At 69.9% G+C, this 13,752-nt stretch carries 10 protein-coding genes; 3 read left to right on the top strand and 7 right to left on the bottom strand.

Annotated features, from left to right (window positions below; translation table 11 throughout):
* Positions 1–163: 163 nt before the first annotated feature.
* Positions 164–820: a hypothetical protein gene (locus PIQ37_RS08320; RefSeq protein ID WP_342073096.1), complete on the bottom strand. Its 657-nt coding sequence runs from the start codon at positions 818–820 to the stop codon at positions 164–166.
* Positions 821–1,189: 369 nt separating this feature from the next.
* On the opposite strand from PIQ37_RS08320, the gene PIQ37_RS08315 reads away from it, so the two are divergent.
* Complete coding sequence (locus PIQ37_RS08315) at positions 1,190–1,576, top strand: hypothetical protein (protein WP_342073095.1); 387 nt, start codon at positions 1,190–1,192, stop codon at positions 1,574–1,576.
* Between the two features lie 66 nt (positions 1,577–1,642).
* On the opposite strand, the gene PIQ37_RS08310 is transcribed toward PIQ37_RS08315, so the two are convergent.
* A complete protein-coding gene (locus PIQ37_RS08310) occupies positions 1,643–3,613 on the bottom strand; it encodes a tetratricopeptide repeat protein (protein WP_342073094.1) in 1,971 nt (656 codons plus the stop codon).
* 226 nt (positions 3,614–3,839) lie between these two features.
* Between PIQ37_RS08310 and PIQ37_RS08305 the strand changes: the two genes are divergently transcribed.
* Positions 3,840–4,241, top strand: coding sequence for a hypothetical protein (locus tag PIQ37_RS08305; protein WP_342073093.1), 402 nt, complete (start codon positions 3,840–3,842; stop codon positions 4,239–4,241).
* A 9-nt stretch (positions 4,242–4,250) separates the two neighbouring features.
* Here the strand turns inward: PIQ37_RS08305 and PIQ37_RS08300 are convergent, their stop codons facing one another.
* Positions 4,251–5,069 (bottom strand): UDP-2,3-diacylglucosamine diphosphatase, encoded by an 819-nt coding sequence (locus tag PIQ37_RS08300; RefSeq protein WP_342073092.1) that lies wholly within the window; start codon positions 5,067–5,069, stop codon positions 4,251–4,253.
* Positions 5,066–6,781 (bottom strand): lysophospholipid acyltransferase family protein, encoded by a 1,716-nt coding sequence (locus tag PIQ37_RS08295; protein ID WP_342073091.1) that lies wholly within the window; start codon positions 6,779–6,781, stop codon positions 5,066–5,068. The genes PIQ37_RS08300 and PIQ37_RS08295 overlap by 4 nt, the downstream gene beginning before the upstream one ends.
* Before the next feature lie 206 nt (positions 6,782–6,987).
* Between PIQ37_RS08295 and metK the strand changes: the two genes are divergently transcribed.
* The gene (gene metK / locus PIQ37_RS08290; protein WP_342073090.1) at positions 6,988–8,199 is read left to right on the top strand and encodes a methionine adenosyltransferase; all 1,212 of its coding nucleotides are present in this window, start codon (positions 6,988–6,990) and stop codon (positions 8,197–8,199) included.
* A 388-nt stretch (positions 8,200–8,587) separates the two neighbouring features.
* Here metK and PIQ37_RS08285 read toward each other — a convergent pair whose 3' ends face one another.
* The 3 genes from PIQ37_RS08285 to PIQ37_RS08275 are packed head-to-tail and all read right to left on the bottom strand — an operon-like array spanning position 8,588 to position 13,733.
* Positions 8,588–9,811, bottom strand: coding sequence for a histidine-type phosphatase (locus tag PIQ37_RS08285; RefSeq protein WP_342073089.1), 1,224 nt, complete (start codon positions 9,809–9,811; stop codon positions 8,588–8,590).
* Positions 9,812–9,855: 44 nt separating this feature from the next.
* Positions 9,856–10,971: a Ca2+-dependent phosphoinositide-specific phospholipase C gene (locus tag PIQ37_RS08280; RefSeq protein ID WP_342073088.1), complete on the bottom strand. Its 1,116-nt coding sequence runs from the start codon at positions 10,969–10,971 to the stop codon at positions 9,856–9,858.
* A gap of 47 nt (positions 10,972–11,018) precedes the next feature.
* Positions 11,019–13,733: a TonB-dependent receptor gene (locus PIQ37_RS08275; RefSeq protein WP_342073142.1), complete on the bottom strand. Its 2,715-nt coding sequence runs from the start codon at positions 13,731–13,733 to the stop codon at positions 11,019–11,021.
* Positions 13,734–13,752: the final 19 nt, after the last annotated feature.

Here is a 13,752-nt window from a genome sequence, read left to right as displayed (position 1 = left end):
ATGCGGGGATGGGTGCGTGGCCGTGGCAGTGGCGAAAGACCGTCGACGCCGCGCCTTGACGAACGGACTGGCGAACACGCTTTGCCTGCCTGCCACATAGAACAGGCAAGGCGCCCCACCGGGGACGCCCTGCCCTTACTCCATGCGCCGTTTGATCAGCCGCTCACTTGAACCATCCGTGGACAACGTTGGAAACGGTTGCCGCCACGCCGATGTTGCTTGAGAGCGCATAGCCGACCACGTCCGAGCCGATGGTGGCAAACCACTTCCAGAAGCCCTTCTTCGAAGTAGCTCCGCCAGCCGCGGACTCCCCATGCTCGGCCGCATACTTGGACCAGTACTGCGTGGAGTGCCTGGCCACGCTAAGCGCGCCCAGGACAAGCGCGCCATTCTTCGACTTGGGGTCGAGCCGCGCGATGCCTTCCCGCTCCAGTTCCTCGAACTGCAACGCCGCCGCGTCGAAGTCTTCGGCGTTTTGCACGATCTGGTCCATCCGCTCGATGAACGAGTATTCGTAGGCACTCAGTTGCTGGCGCAGCCCGGCCAGGTTTTCGGTCATCGGCCGGGTCGGGTCGACCGCGTCGACGATGGGCTGCTGCGTGGCGACGAATCGTTCCAGCGGCACGCCGGGGGCATAGCCGCACTTCTTGACCAGCAGGGTCAGCGCGTCTTCGGCCGTGGCATTCAGGTCCATCAGGCAGCCCAGGTACATGTTGTGCTGGATGCCGGCCTGGTCCACCGGGTTTTCCGCCGCCAGCGCAGGGGCGCCGACGACACTGCCCGCAAGCAAGGCGGTTGCGACAAGGAGCTTCTTCTTCATGATGAGCGTTCTCTCGCGATATGGAAGGGATTGGAGATGGCTGGGGTTGCGTGCATCGCCCCCGGGGGATGTGGCCACCACCGCATCGGCACTCGGTGCGATCCGGCGATTTCAGGCTAGGCAGGCCGCCGCCGCGGCACGAGGGCAAACCCGGGTCGCCACGGGAGCGAATCGGGTCGAATTGCCGGGGCCATGGCGCAGGCGCGGCGGGCCGCGGACGCGCGAGCCCGCAGCGCGGCACGATGCGACCATCGGAGAATCAATGCGTTAGCCGGATTTATTCCCGGTCTATACCCGCGGATGCGCTGGCATCGGCCGCAGCCCCGCTCGTAGGCTGCGGGCTCTTCTTCTGCGCATTGCGAGGTTCCGATGCCCACCCACCGTTCCCTCTTCCATGCCGCCCTCGTCGCGGTGCTGCTTGCCCTACCCCTGGCCGCCCACGCCCACGACACCCTGCCGCCGGACTGGTGTCTGGAGGAGAGCCAGGAACCGGAGGTGGTGGTGAAATTCGATTTCGACGGCGAGCAATTGCGGCAGACGATGGACAAGTGCGGCGTGGTCGATAGCCACGAGCCGTACACCAATACGCTGAACACCATCGCCGCCTATTGCGAGGTGGTGGCGCCGTCGCGCTCGGCCAAGCCCATCGTGCTCGGCCCGACGACCTTCCTGTCACGGGACCACCACAGCGCCTACCGCATGGAGCAAGGCTTGAAGGGCGCCTGTGTGGTCTGCCCGGCCAAGCGCGGGCGCTGATGCACCATGCAGGCGCGCGCTCGCCTCAGGGCGGCCAATGATCGCCAGCAGCGGGGCCAGACACGCTCAGCCGAGCGCGTCCCGGCGGGTGTAGGCCAGCACCGTGTCGATCCTGGACTGCAGGGCGGCGCGCGCCTCTGCCGACAGCCCCTCGCAGTGCGCGAGCACGAAATAGGCCGAGCGCAGCACATCCCGCCAGCGCGGGTTGCTGGGCAATTTGGAGACCGCCAGGTAGCGCTCCATCGCCCGCGCGCGCAAGCGGCCATCGTCGATGTTCACGCGCCAGATCCGGCTGCGCTCGGCCAACTCCAGGCGGCCGGTCGCGGTGGCGCGCTCCCAGGTGTCGATGACCGCGAGCATCAGGTCGACCAGCGCGCGCCGGAAGGCATCGCGCAACGCAGGCGCGGCGGCCTCCGCTGGCGTGTGTTCGGCCTGCGCGGTCTCCGCCACCGCGCCACGGTCGCGTTCCTGCAGCGCGAGAACGACCAAACCATCGCCGCCGCGCCAGGGCGCGAAGGTCACGGCGAGCGGCGTGCCATGCCGTGCGACGATCTCCAGGCGCTGCGCGGCGCTGTCCTCCATCCGCTCCAGCGCCGCCTGCAACGCCGGGCGGTCGCCCTCGGCAACGCAGGCGAACACCGGCTGCCCGACCGGTTCGGCGTCGTCCGCACCGCCGAGCAGCAGGCGGCCGGCACGATTGGTGGCCAGGACCTGGCCTTCGGCATCGAGCAGGCACAGTGCGTCCTCGCGGCTGTCGAGCAGGGTCTGCAGCAGGCTGCGATCCTCGGCCAGCGCATCCGCCTCTCGCCGATAGCGGGCCAGTTGCTCCTCGTGGCGGACCTGCCGTGCGGCTTGCAGCAAGCGCTCGCGCTGGCGGCGACGCTGCAGCCACAGCCAGAGGCCGAGCGCGGCGGCGACGCCGGACACCAATGCCAGCCACAGCAGCAACGTGCGTTGGCGCAGCTGGACCTGGCGCAGGCGGTTCTCGCTTTGCAGGGCGTCGATGGTGCGCTGCTTTTCGGCGGTGTCGAAGCGGATCCGCAGCCAGTCCAACTGGCGATCGTGCTGCGCACGGACCAGCGCCGCAGCCTCCGCGTTCGCGCGCCGCAGCGTGGCGATGGCCGCCGCCGTATCGCCACTGCTTTCCTGCAGCCGCGCCAACTCCTCCAGCAACGGCACCCGCACCGGATCGCCGCCGGCGGCCGCCACCAGCGCCGCGCGCAAGCGGGCCGCGGCGGCGGCCGCGTTGCCTTCGAGGCGGGCCGTCCGCGCCAGCTGCAACTGCAGCGCGGACGGCAGCGGCAGCGCCCATGCCTCGGCGAGCGCCAGCGCACTGGAGCTCCAGCGCTGCGCCTGCGCGACGTCGCCGAGCGCCAATGCCGCGCGGATCAGGCCATCGTGCACACGCAGTTCGTACACGCGGCGGCCCTGCGCGCGGTACACGGCAAGCGCCTCCTGCAACCAGGCCAGCGCCTGCGGCGTGTCGCCGCTGTCGAGCGCCAGCTCGGCCATGGTCTCCTGCACGTGCGCCGCCTCGATGGCGTCGCCCTGCGCGCGGTTGGCGGCAAGCGCATCGCGGTAGTAGCGCATCGCGGTGTCGGACTCGCGCAGTTCGCGATACACGTCGGCGATATTGGTCAGCACGGACGCCGAGACCGAGCCGCGCGCGCGCTGGATGTCCAGGCTCAGCGTCAGGTTGCGCAGGGCACCGCGAAAATCCCCGAGCCGGCGCAGCGCCGCACCGACGTTGTTCAGATCGCGCGCCTCGCCCATGCGGTCGTGCAGCGAGCGGGACAGCGTGGCCGCGCACTCGAAGCGCGCCAGCGCCTGCGGCAGGCGTTCGCGGCGGAAATCGAGAATGCCGCGGCGGCGGGTGAGCTCGTAACGCAAGCGCGCGCCGCCGGCATCGCCGAGGTTGGCCTGCGCGCAATCCAGCGCCTGCTCGGCGGCGTCGAAGCGGCCGCCATCGAGTTGCTGCCTGGCACGCGCGAACAATGCCTCGACCCGCGCATCGCCCGCCGAGTGCGGCGTCGACATGCCCGCCTGCTGCACGCACAACAGCGGATCGGGAAGCGGCCGCGGCGCCGCGGGCTCCGCGCAGCCATAGATCGTGTTCTGCGCAATCGCGGACGCGCTCGCCGCGAGCAGGACGCTCAGGCACGCCCATCGCAGGCATGTCCGCGGCCGCATGCCAGACGCGGTGACATTCGCCTGGACGGGATCGCCAGAAACTCCGGACCCGACCAAGCCGAACCACGTCCCAATGGATCTGCGCGACCGGCCGCACAACGCCTTCCCTGGTTTCACGGTCTCCACAACTCCAGAACGGATCGGGATGCGGCGCACACGCGCCGCAGCGACATGGATCAGCGTGACGCCCGGGAGCGAACGTGGGTTCCTGCCCGGGCATGCCGCGCCGACGCATCGCAGTAGACCCGATGCCACGGAAGCCGGGCAAGCGCGCGCGGTGGTGATGCACACCACACACGGGTCATCGTGGAATAGCGGTCACACCGGGTTCTACGCTTCCGTCCAGTGCAGGGACGGCGGCGCCACGCCCGAGGCGATTCGCGACAAGGACAGCCGCACGACGCGCAGGCACCGCAGCAGTCGAACGCACGACCTGCCACTCACGCGCCAGGCTGTGCAGCGCCGCCTGTCATGATCGGCTAATTCAGGCCGCGCGCGGCCAGACGTTCTCCTGCACCAGCCGCAGGCGCGTCGGCAGTTCGCGCAGCACGTCGCCACGGTGCGAGAGCAGGCGCAGGGTGCCGTCGGCCTCTTCGGCGAGCGCAGTAAGGTTTTCGACCCAGTCGCCGTCGTTGGCGTAGACCAGGCCGTCGCGCTCGAACAGCCCGGCGCGGTGCACGTGGCCGCAGATCACCCCGTCCAGGCCGCGACGGCGCGCGTCGTCCAGACCGGCGGCGACGAAGCGCTCGATGTAGCGCTCGGCGGCGCTGCTCTGCCGCTTCAGGTAGTCGGCCAGCGACCAGTAGCGCATGCCCAGGCGGCGGCGCACGCGGTTGGTCAGCTGGTTGCCGGTGAGGATGCGGTAGTACAGCCAGTCGCCGAACTTCTCCTGCAGGCCGCCGAACTGGGTCACGCTGTCGTAGTCGTCGCCATGCACCACCAGCAGGCGGCGTCCGTCGGCGGTGGCGTGCACCGCGCGCCGGCGCACCTGCATCGCCGGCAGCGCCAGCCCGCAGAAGCGGCGGATCGGCCGGTCGTGGTTGCCGGGGACGTAGATCAGTTCGGTACCGCCGCGGGCCAGCGCGTGCAGCGCATCGATCACGCGCTGGTGCGCCGCGCTCCACACCGCGCGACGCTGCGCCATCCACCAGAAGTCGACGATGTCGCCGACCAGGTACAACTGGTCGCAGCGCAGGCCGCCTAGGAAATCGGCCAGCTCGCGTGCGTGGCAATGCGGCGCGCCCAGGTGCACATCGGAGACGAACACCGCGCGGCGCGGTGCCAGGCTGTTGAGCGGACTCATGCCACCACCTCTGCTTCGTTGCGGGGACGTTCGAGGTAGCGCGCGCGCTTCTTGCTGCGGATGCGCTGCAGGTCCAGCTCGATCAGGCCGTCGACGGCGTCGTTGAACGCGGGATCCACGCCGAAGGCGAGGAAGCGCGCGCCACCGGGTTCGCACAGATCGGTGTACTGCTTGTAGAGCATCGGCACCGCCGCGCCCAGCGCGTCGAGGTTGCCCTTGAGCACCTTGAAGGCCGTGTCGGCGTCCAGTTCGTCGAACGCCGGCGGCGCTTCCGGATACGGGAACGGCCGCGCCGAGGCGGCTTCGCCACTGGCGTCGCCGTAGTAGCGGGCGTAGTAGGCGACGATCTGCTCGCGCGCCGCGTACGGCAACGCGGCGCTGATCGACACCGCGCCGAACAGGTAGCGCACCTGCGGATGGTCTTGGAGATAGGCGCCGATGCCCTGCCACAGGTAGTCGATGCTGCGGCTGCCCCAGTAATCCGGCACCACGAAGCTGCGGCCCAGTTCCATGCCCGCGGCGATGCGCGGCAGCATGCCCTCGCCATAGCGGAACAGTTCGGCAGTGTAGAAGCCGGCCAGGCCGCGCTCGGCGAGCACCGGTGCACCGCGGGCGACCCGGTAGGCGCCGACCACGCGCGTGGCGGCGCCGTCCCACAGCACGATGTGTTCGTACCAGGTGTCGTAGTCGTCCAGGTCCAGGCGCCGGCCGGTGCCCTCGCCCACCGCGCGGAAGGTCAGCTCGCGCAGGCGGCCGATCTCGCGCAGCAGCGCCGAGCCGGCGCGCAGCCGGCCGACGCGGATCTGCTTGCCGTCCAGGGTATGGCCAAGGCTGCGCAGGCCGGCCACTTCCACGGCCAGCTGCGCCGGATCCTCGGCGGCGACCAGCGCCTCCTCGCTCGGCGCGGCCTGCCCGCCGCTGCGGCCGAGCGCATACAGCTCGCTGCGCAGGCGCCGCATCAGTTCGGCTTCGGGCAGGTCCTGCGGCAGCGCACGGGCGCGGCCCAGGCTGAGCGCGATGCGGCGCTCGCGGCGGGCGAACATCTCCCGCGCCAGCAGCGCGGTGCCGGCCGGCTTGAACAGCGCCGAAGCGCCGTAGAACAACGCCGAATTGCGTGCGTGGATGCGCACCGGCAGCACCGGCGCGGCGGTGCGCAGGGCGAAGCGCAGGAAGCCGCGGCGCCAGCGCCCGTCGGCGACGCCGCCCCAGCCCAGCCGCGAGACCTCGCCGGCCGGGAACACGATCACGCATTGCTCCTGCGCCAGCGCCTGCTCGATCGCCCGCACGCTGGCCGGCGACGGTGCGCCGCCGAGGATGCGCACCGGCAGCAGCAGCTCGCGCAGCCCTTCCAGCGCCCACAGGAAATCGTTGGCGACGATCTTCACGTCGCGCCGCACCTGGCCGACGCAGTCCAGCAACGCCAGCGCATCCAGCGCGCCGGAGGGGTGATTGGCGACGATCAGCAGGCGCCCGCGCGCCGGGATGCACTCGGCCGCGGTCGGCCCCACCACGTAGCGGGCCTGCAGGAAATCCAGTCCGGCCTGGACCAGGGCGAACCCGCGCAGGTCGCGGTTGGCCTCCAGGAACGCGTCCAGCGCGTCCAGTCCCGACCATTTCTGCAGGCCGCGCAGCAATGGCCGGACCAGCCGCGAGCGGCGTCCGGCAAACCAGTGCGGGTAGCGGTCCTGAAGACGGCGTTCGAGTGCGAGCACGGCAAGCCCCCTTGCTGACTGCGCACAGCTTCGGCCGCGGCGGCGACACCGATCTTGCAATCTGACTACGGCAAGGTGACGGGCGCACCATGGCGCGCCAACCGGTTAACCTTGGGCAACGTCCGCCCCGGGCAGCATGCACGCCGCCCGGCGCCCGTGTATCATTCGCCTCCATCTTTTCATCCGAATACAAGGATATAGCCGCGATGTCCAGCTATCTCTTCACCTCCGAGTCGGTCTCCGAAGGCCACCCGGACAAGATCGCCGATCAGATCTCCGATGCGGTGCTCGACGCGATCCTGACCCAGGACAAGCGCGCGCGCGTGGCCTGCGAAACGCTGGTCAAGACCGGCGTGGCGATCGTCGCCGGCGAAATCACCACCAGCGCCTGGATCGACCTGGAAGCGCTGACCCGCAAGGTGATCCTGGACATCGGCTATAACAGCTCCGACGTCGGCTTCGACGGCGAGACCTGCGGCGTGCTCAACCTGATCGGCAAGCAGTCGCCGGACATCAACCAGGGCGTGGACCGCAAGAAGCCGGAAGAACAGGGCGCCGGCGACCAGGGCCTGATGTTCGGCTACGCCACCCGCGAGACCGACAGCTTCATGCCGGCCGCCATCCACCTGTCGCACCGCCTGGTCGAACAGCAGGCCAAGGTGCGCAAGAAGAAGAACTCGCCGCTGGCGTGGCTGCGCCCGGACGCCAAGAGCCAGGTCACCCTGCGCTACGAAGACGGCGTGGCGACCGCCATCGACGCGGTGGTGCTGTCCACCCAGCACGATCCGGACATCAAGCAGAAGCATCTGGTCGAGGCCGTGCGCGAGGAGATCCTCAAGCCGGTGCTGCCGGCCAAGTGGCTGCACAAGGGCACCAAGTTCCACATCAACCCGACCGGCAAGTTCGTGATCGGCGGGCCGGTGGGCGACTGCGGCCTGACCGGGCGCAAGATCATCGTCGACACCTACGGCGGCTGGGCGCGCCACGGCGGCGGCGCGTTCTCGGGCAAGGATCCGTCCAAGGTCGACCGCTCGGCCGCCTACGCCGCGCGCTACGTCGCCAAGAACGTGGTCGCGGCCGGGCTGGCCGACCGCTGCGAAGTGCAGGTCTCCTACGCCATCGGCGTGGCCGAGCCGACCTCGATCTCGGTCACCACCTTCGGCACCGGCAAGATCGCCGACGACAAGATCGAGAAGCTGATCCGCAAGCACTTCGACCTGCGTCCGTTCGGCATCATCCAGATGCTCGACCTGATCCACCCGATGTACCAGCAGACCGCCTCGTACGGCCATTTCGGCCGCACCCCGAAGGCCTTCACCTACACCGACGGCACCGGTGCCCAGCACCAGGGCACCGCGTTCTCGTGGGAGAAGACCGACCGCGCCGAGGCGCTGCGCGCGGACGCCAAGCTGAAGTAAGCCGGCCTGCCGCGCTTGCAAGAAAGAACGGGCCGCATTGCGGCCCGTTCTGCGTTTGGGGTGATGGGAGGTGCTGAACCGTCGACGCAGACGCTGCCGCGGATGCGCCGTCGTAGGCCACCGCCTCCGTGACTGGGCGCCACGACGAACGCCTGTCGCGGCTGAAGCCGCTCCTACAGGATCAGCGACGCATCGCTGTCGCCGCGAGCAAAGAACACGGCATCGCAATGCAGGGCAACGTCATCCGTCCACGCGTCAGCACGCTGTCCGTCGTAGGAGCGGCTTCAGCCGCGACCGGTATTCCTGGGATGGCCTGTCGCGGCTGAAGCCGCTCCTACGACGAGCAGACGAGCAGACGAGCAGACGAGCAAACGAGCTTCGCGCCGGCTCAGCCGCGCCGCTGCAGCGCCGCCTGCAGCAGCGACTCGAACTTCGGCAGCGGACACAGCCCGGTCGCAGGATCCCTGCAACCCGGAATCTGCAGCGTCTGCAGCAACGGCGGGTGACGCAGGCTCAGCGGTGCCAACGTGCGCAACTGGTCCAGCGACTGCGCCTGGTAGCGCGCACGCACGTAGCGCTGGCCGCTGCGCGGGTCGCGCACCTGCTCCACCACCAGCGCGCCGCCGGGGGGCGCGTCGTCGCGACCGAAACCGGGCAGGTGGAAGTGCAGGTCGAGCAGGCCGCTGAGCGCGGCGATGTGGGTGTCGCTGGCGACCAGCACGCTCAGCCGCGGCGCGTCGGCCGCGCTCAGGGTGTCCAGCAGGCGGTGCGCCAGCGGCGCGCCCGCGCGTGCGGCCATGTACCGCGGCCGCGCATAGATCTCGAACAGCAAGGCGTGCAGTCGCGACACCGCGGCGATGCGCGCCGGCGTCGCCCGGCCCCAGCCGACCTGGTCCAGCGGCATGCCTTCGGCGTACTGCAGGATGAAGACCTCGGCCGTGCCCGAGGTCAGGTCCAGCGGGCCGTGCAAGGCCAGGCTGCGCCCGTTCGCGCCCGGGGTCAGCGACGAGGGCATATGCACGAAGTCGCAACGCTCCGCGCAGCCGAGGATCTTCTGCATGGTGCGCAGTTCGCGCGCATACGGTGCCAATACCGCGCCCGGGCCGCCGGTCTGGCCCTGGATCGAGGCCACCGCGGCGGCGGCATCGAAGTCCACCGCGCCGGCTTCCACCGGGCGGAACAGCGGGTCGTCGCTGCCCTCGGCCTGGTGGCCGGCCTGCAGATGGCAGCCAGGCGCGAGGGTGTCGGCGAGCAGCTCCGCACTGACGATGGTGCGCTGGTCGGTGTTGGCGTAGATGCTGACCGTGCCGTCGGCCGGGCAGCCCTGGGCCGGCAGCACGCCATCGCGCAGCAGCCATTGCCGGGTGTAGTCGCCGCTGCGCTCCACCGCCGTGCGGCCATGCGCGGTGAGCAGGCTCGGCGGCGTGTCCCACACCGGCCAGGGCTGCGGCGCCAGCGCGGCGGCCGCGGCCTCGCCCGGCAAGGGTGCGCGCACGCCATGGCGGAACAGCATCCAGACCTTCTCCACCTGCAGCGCAGGCGCGGGCGCTGTCTTCGGCGCCGGTCGCGCCTGCGCGCCCAATGCCGCCATCAGCAGCACGACCCACAGCATCCAACGCGTACCTGTTTTCATCATCGTCCCCAACATGGAAAGTCTCACGGTGCGCTCGTGCCGCACGCGGCCGTGACCCGGTCGCAGCGCAGGCCCGTGGCGATGCCGAGCCAGTAGCCCAGCCGCTGCGGATCCGGCGCGCCGGCGTAGTAATCGGTGCTGATCCATTGCGCGCCGGCCTCCAGCGCCGCCTGTGCGCGGCGCCGGTCGTGCGCGCGCGCCTCGCGGCCGTCGACATCGGCACGGGTGCGTACCACGAAGCCCTGCGTCACCAGCGCGCGGATCCGCGGCGCCTCGGCCAGCGGATCCTCGATCGACAGCACCGCCGCCTCCGGCTGGTCCGGCGCATACCAGCCGAACATCATGCGGCCGCGCAGCGATGGATGCGCCTGTCGATACAGCGCCTCGTGCCGCGGATTGCCATCGAGCACGAACAGCAAGCGGCCGCGCGCCTGCGCCACCCGCGGCCAGGCATGTGCCAACACCGCATCGCGCAGGCTCGGCGCGTCGCCGCGCACGTCGTCGGGCACGATCAGGTGCGCGCGCCCGACCACCTCGACGATGTCGCGGTCCAGCGCGTCCAGAGCGTGCGCGTCGAACGCGGAACGGTGCGGCCACAGGCCCGGCACCGGATCGAAATCCACCGCATTGACCAGCACCACCAGCGGCGCATGCCGTGGGTGCGCGCGCGACCAGGCGGCGAGGATCGCCAGGCAATCGCGGAAGCGCAGGCAATGGCTGGCGTAGTCCAGGCCCGGCTGGTGCAGGACCTTGGCGCCCGGTGCGTGCATCCTGGCGCGAGTCGCCGCATCGGCATGCGCATACGGTGCGGCATACAGGCCGCCGTGCGGGTCGGCGGCCACGTCGAGTTCGAGTTGCCGCAGCCCCAGCGCGAGCTGGGCCTGCAGCGAAGGATGGCCATAGGCCAGTGCCGGCCATTCGGCCGCGTCGTGCGCCTGCAGGCGCTGGCGCACCTGCGCGGTCGGCACCGGCCGATAGCTGTTGTGCGAGCCGAGCAGTTGCACCTGGTCCAGGCGCAAGCCGTCGATCGGCACCGTCGCCGGTGCCGCTGCCGCGCTGGCCGCTCCCGGCAGGCCGATCAGCGCCAGCCAGACGAGCAGCAGCGCGCGGCCGGCAACGCCCCACCCGCCGCGCGGCACAAGGCCGTGCGGCGGGTGGCGACGTCCTGCGTGCGCAAGCGCCCGCTTCAGAACGTGTACTTCACGTTCAGCAGCGCGGTGCGGCCGGCATCGACGATGTCGGAGATCGCGGTGCTGTTGTGGCCCACGTGCGCCCAGTAGCTCAAGCGGTTGGTGAGGTTGGCCACCGACAGGTCGGCGCGCAGGTGCTCGTTGAAGGTGTAGCCCACGTGCAGGTCCACGCGCGTGATCGGCTTGACCCACAGGTCGTCCCAGGTGGCGCCGCGGTTGTAGTAGTCGTACACCGAGACGTACTCGCCGGAGTAGTGATAGGCCAGGTTCACCGACAGCGGGCCCTTCTCGTAGAACAGCTCGGCGTTGGCCATCAGGTCGGGCGCGTTCTGGATGCGCTCGTCGTGGAAGCCGTCCATGCCCAGGTCGACACGGGTGGTCTGGCGGGTGAGGTTGGCGCCGATGCCGAAGCCGTCCAGCGGTGCCGGCATGCCCTGCAGGGTCTGCCGCACCGCGGCCTCGAAGCCGAGCACCTTGCCGTCGCCGCCGTTCTGCGGACGCACGTAGCGCACATTGCCGGCGCCGGTGCTGGTGCCGGCGTTGGCCGGATCCGAGCCGCTCTCGTAGATGTAGTTCGTCAGGCGCTTGTAGTAGCCGGCCAGCATCGCGTGGCCGCCGTGGCCGTTGTCCCACTCGCCGGACAGGTCGACGTTGAGCGACTTGATCGGCTTCAGGTCCGGATTGCCCTCGGTGATGACCGTGGTGCCGTCGCTGGAGACGTCGTAGTTGGCGCCGCCGCCGAGCTGCACCAGCGCCGGCCGGGTGTAGCTGGTCCACACCGAGGCGCGGTACACCGCATTGCCGTTGCCCGGGCGGTAGTTCAGGAACACGCTCGGCAGCGGCACGTCGTAGCTGGTGTGGTTGCTGCTGAAGAAACCGGGCAGCTCGTTGCCGTTGGCGTCTTCGGGCATGGTCCAGAAGGTGTTGCGGATGCTGGTGTGCTCGAAGCGCACGCCCGGGATCACTTCCAGGTCGCCGGTGCGGAACGTGGCCATCGCATACGCCGAGGTCACCGCCTCGTCGCCACGCATGGTCGCGCAGTTCTGGTTGTTGATCGCCAGGCTGCCGCAGGTGTCGAAGCTGGCCGCGGTCAGGTGCTGGGCGATCATCGCCTTCAGCCCGCCGTTGCTGAGCTTGACCGTCGGCCACGCGTACTTGCCCGGGTACACCGAGTCGTACTGGCCGACCACCAGGCCGGTGTCGCGCAGCAGGGTGCCATCGGTGAACTTGCTGTTGGTCCAGTCGCGCGAGGTGAAGTCGCGGGAGCTGTCGACGTACTTCACGCCGAACTGGATGTTGCTCAGCGCGCCCTGGTCGAAGTCGTAGCGCACGTCGAACTTGGCGCCGCCCTTGGTCTGGCCGCTGTAGGACTTGGTCAACTGGCCGTAGCGACGCGCATACAGGCTGCCGATGTCGCTGGCCTGGGCCTGGATCGCCGGGGTCAGCAGCGGCTTGGGGAAGCCGTCGCCGTCGTAGCCGGAGAAGGTGCTGGCGCCGCCGTACGGGAACTGGGTGGAGGCGTACTGGTCCACGCGCGCGGAGATTTCCACGTGGTCCGGGCGATCGTTGTCGCCGTAGCTGTAGAACAGGTTCGGCGACAGCGTCCAGTTGCCCAGTTGCTTGTCGGCGCCGAACTGGAAGGTGGCCAGGTCCGCCACTTCCGGGTTGGTCTCGTACCAGTAGCGCACCGCCACGCGGTTGATCTGCGGCTGGTACACGCCGGTGGTGCCGATCTGCGCCAGGCTCACGTTGGCCGGCACCAGCTGGGTGTAGCCGGTGTTCTGCTCGGTCTTGGCGTAGGCGTAGGTGGCGCGCGCGTACAGCTGCAGGCTCGGGTCGACGTGCCAGTCGAAGGACACGTTGCCGCCGTAGCGCTTGGTGTCGCCGGCGGAGTAGCCGATGTTGGCGCCGGTGGCCATCAGCAGGTCCTGCGGATCGTAGCCCGGCGCCGGCTGGCCGCTGGCCGTGGTGCGCGAGAAGTACTTCTTGCCCCAGTCGCCACGCGAGGCGGCGGCGTTGGCCACTTCGCTGTTCACGTAGTGGCGCTCGTCGTAGTACGCGCTGGTGTACACGCCGAACTGATTGTCGGCGCCGAACTTGGCGTGGAATTCGCCGGCCGCGCCCTTGCCCAGGCCGTCGTCGCCGTAGTCGCGCGCGCGGCTTTCCATGCGCCCGCTGGCGGTGACGCTGCCGCCCATCGCTTCGCTGTAGTCGAAGCCGCTGGGGGTGCGGTAGTCGATGGTGCCGCCGATCGCGTCGCCGTCCATCGCCGCGGTGGAGGTCTTGTTCAACACGATGGTCTGCAGGCCCGACGGCGGCAGCAGGCTCAGCTGCACGCTGCGGCTGTAGGGCAGGCCCTGGGCCACGTTGACGCCGTTGATCAGGTTGACGTTGTACTCGGCGTTGAGGCCACGCACCGAGGCGAACATGCCCTCGCCGCGCGCGGCGCCGTCGACGCCGCCGAAGTACGACTGCCCGGTGTTGACCACGTTGACGCCCGGCAGCAGACCCAGCGCCTCGGCGATGTTGTGCACGGCGGTGTACTTCAGGTCTTCGGCCGACAGCACGTTGGCCGTGTTGGTCGCGGCCATCTGCATGTCCGCGGCGTTGTAGCGGGTGACGGCGACGGTGATCTTGTCCAGGGTCTTGGCGCTGGCGTCGGACGCGGTGGTCTGCGTCTCCTGCGCATCCTGCGCCTGGGCCAAGGCCATCGGCGCGACACCGAGCAAC

The organism is Xanthomonas protegens (assembly GCF_038442435.1).
GTDB lineage: Bacteria > Pseudomonadota > Gammaproteobacteria > Xanthomonadales > Xanthomonadaceae > Xanthomonas_A > Xanthomonas_A sontii.
Note: the sequence above shows the minus strand (reverse complement) of the source record. Positions and strands in the feature narration are given on the sequence as shown.

What these genes read in the sequence shown, in the direction of transcription:
- PIQ37_RS08310 (WP_342073094.1), bottom strand. Translation starts at nt 3,613, where the DNA reads ATGTCGACGCCGCACTCGGCGGGCGATGCGCGGGTCGAGGCATTGTTC.
- PIQ37_RS08320 (WP_342073096.1), bottom strand. Translation starts at nt 820, where the DNA reads ATGAAGAAGAAGCTCCTTGTCGCAACCGCCTTGCTTGCGGGCAGTGTC.
- metK (WP_342073090.1), top strand. Translation starts at nt 6,988, where the DNA reads ATGTCCAGCTATCTCTTCACCTCCGAGTCGGTCTCCGAAGGCCACCCG.
- PIQ37_RS08315 (WP_342073095.1), top strand. Translation starts at nt 1,190, where the DNA reads ATGCCCACCCACCGTTCCCTCTTCCATGCCGCCCTCGTCGCGGTGCTG.
- PIQ37_RS08275 (WP_342073142.1), bottom strand. Translation starts at nt 13,733, where the DNA reads ATGGCCTTGGCCCAGGCGCAGGATGCGCAGGAGACGCAGACCACCGCG.
- PIQ37_RS08305 (WP_342073093.1), top strand. Translation starts at nt 3,840, where the DNA reads ATGGATCTGCGCGACCGGCCGCACAACGCCTTCCCTGGTTTCACGGTC.
- PIQ37_RS08300 (WP_342073092.1), bottom strand. Translation starts at nt 5,069, where the DNA reads ATGAGTCCGCTCAACAGCCTGGCACCGCGCCGCGCGGTGTTCGTCTCC.
- PIQ37_RS08285 (WP_342073089.1), bottom strand. Translation starts at nt 9,811, where the DNA reads ATGCTGTGGGTCGTGCTGCTGATGGCGGCATTGGGCGCGCAGGCGCGA.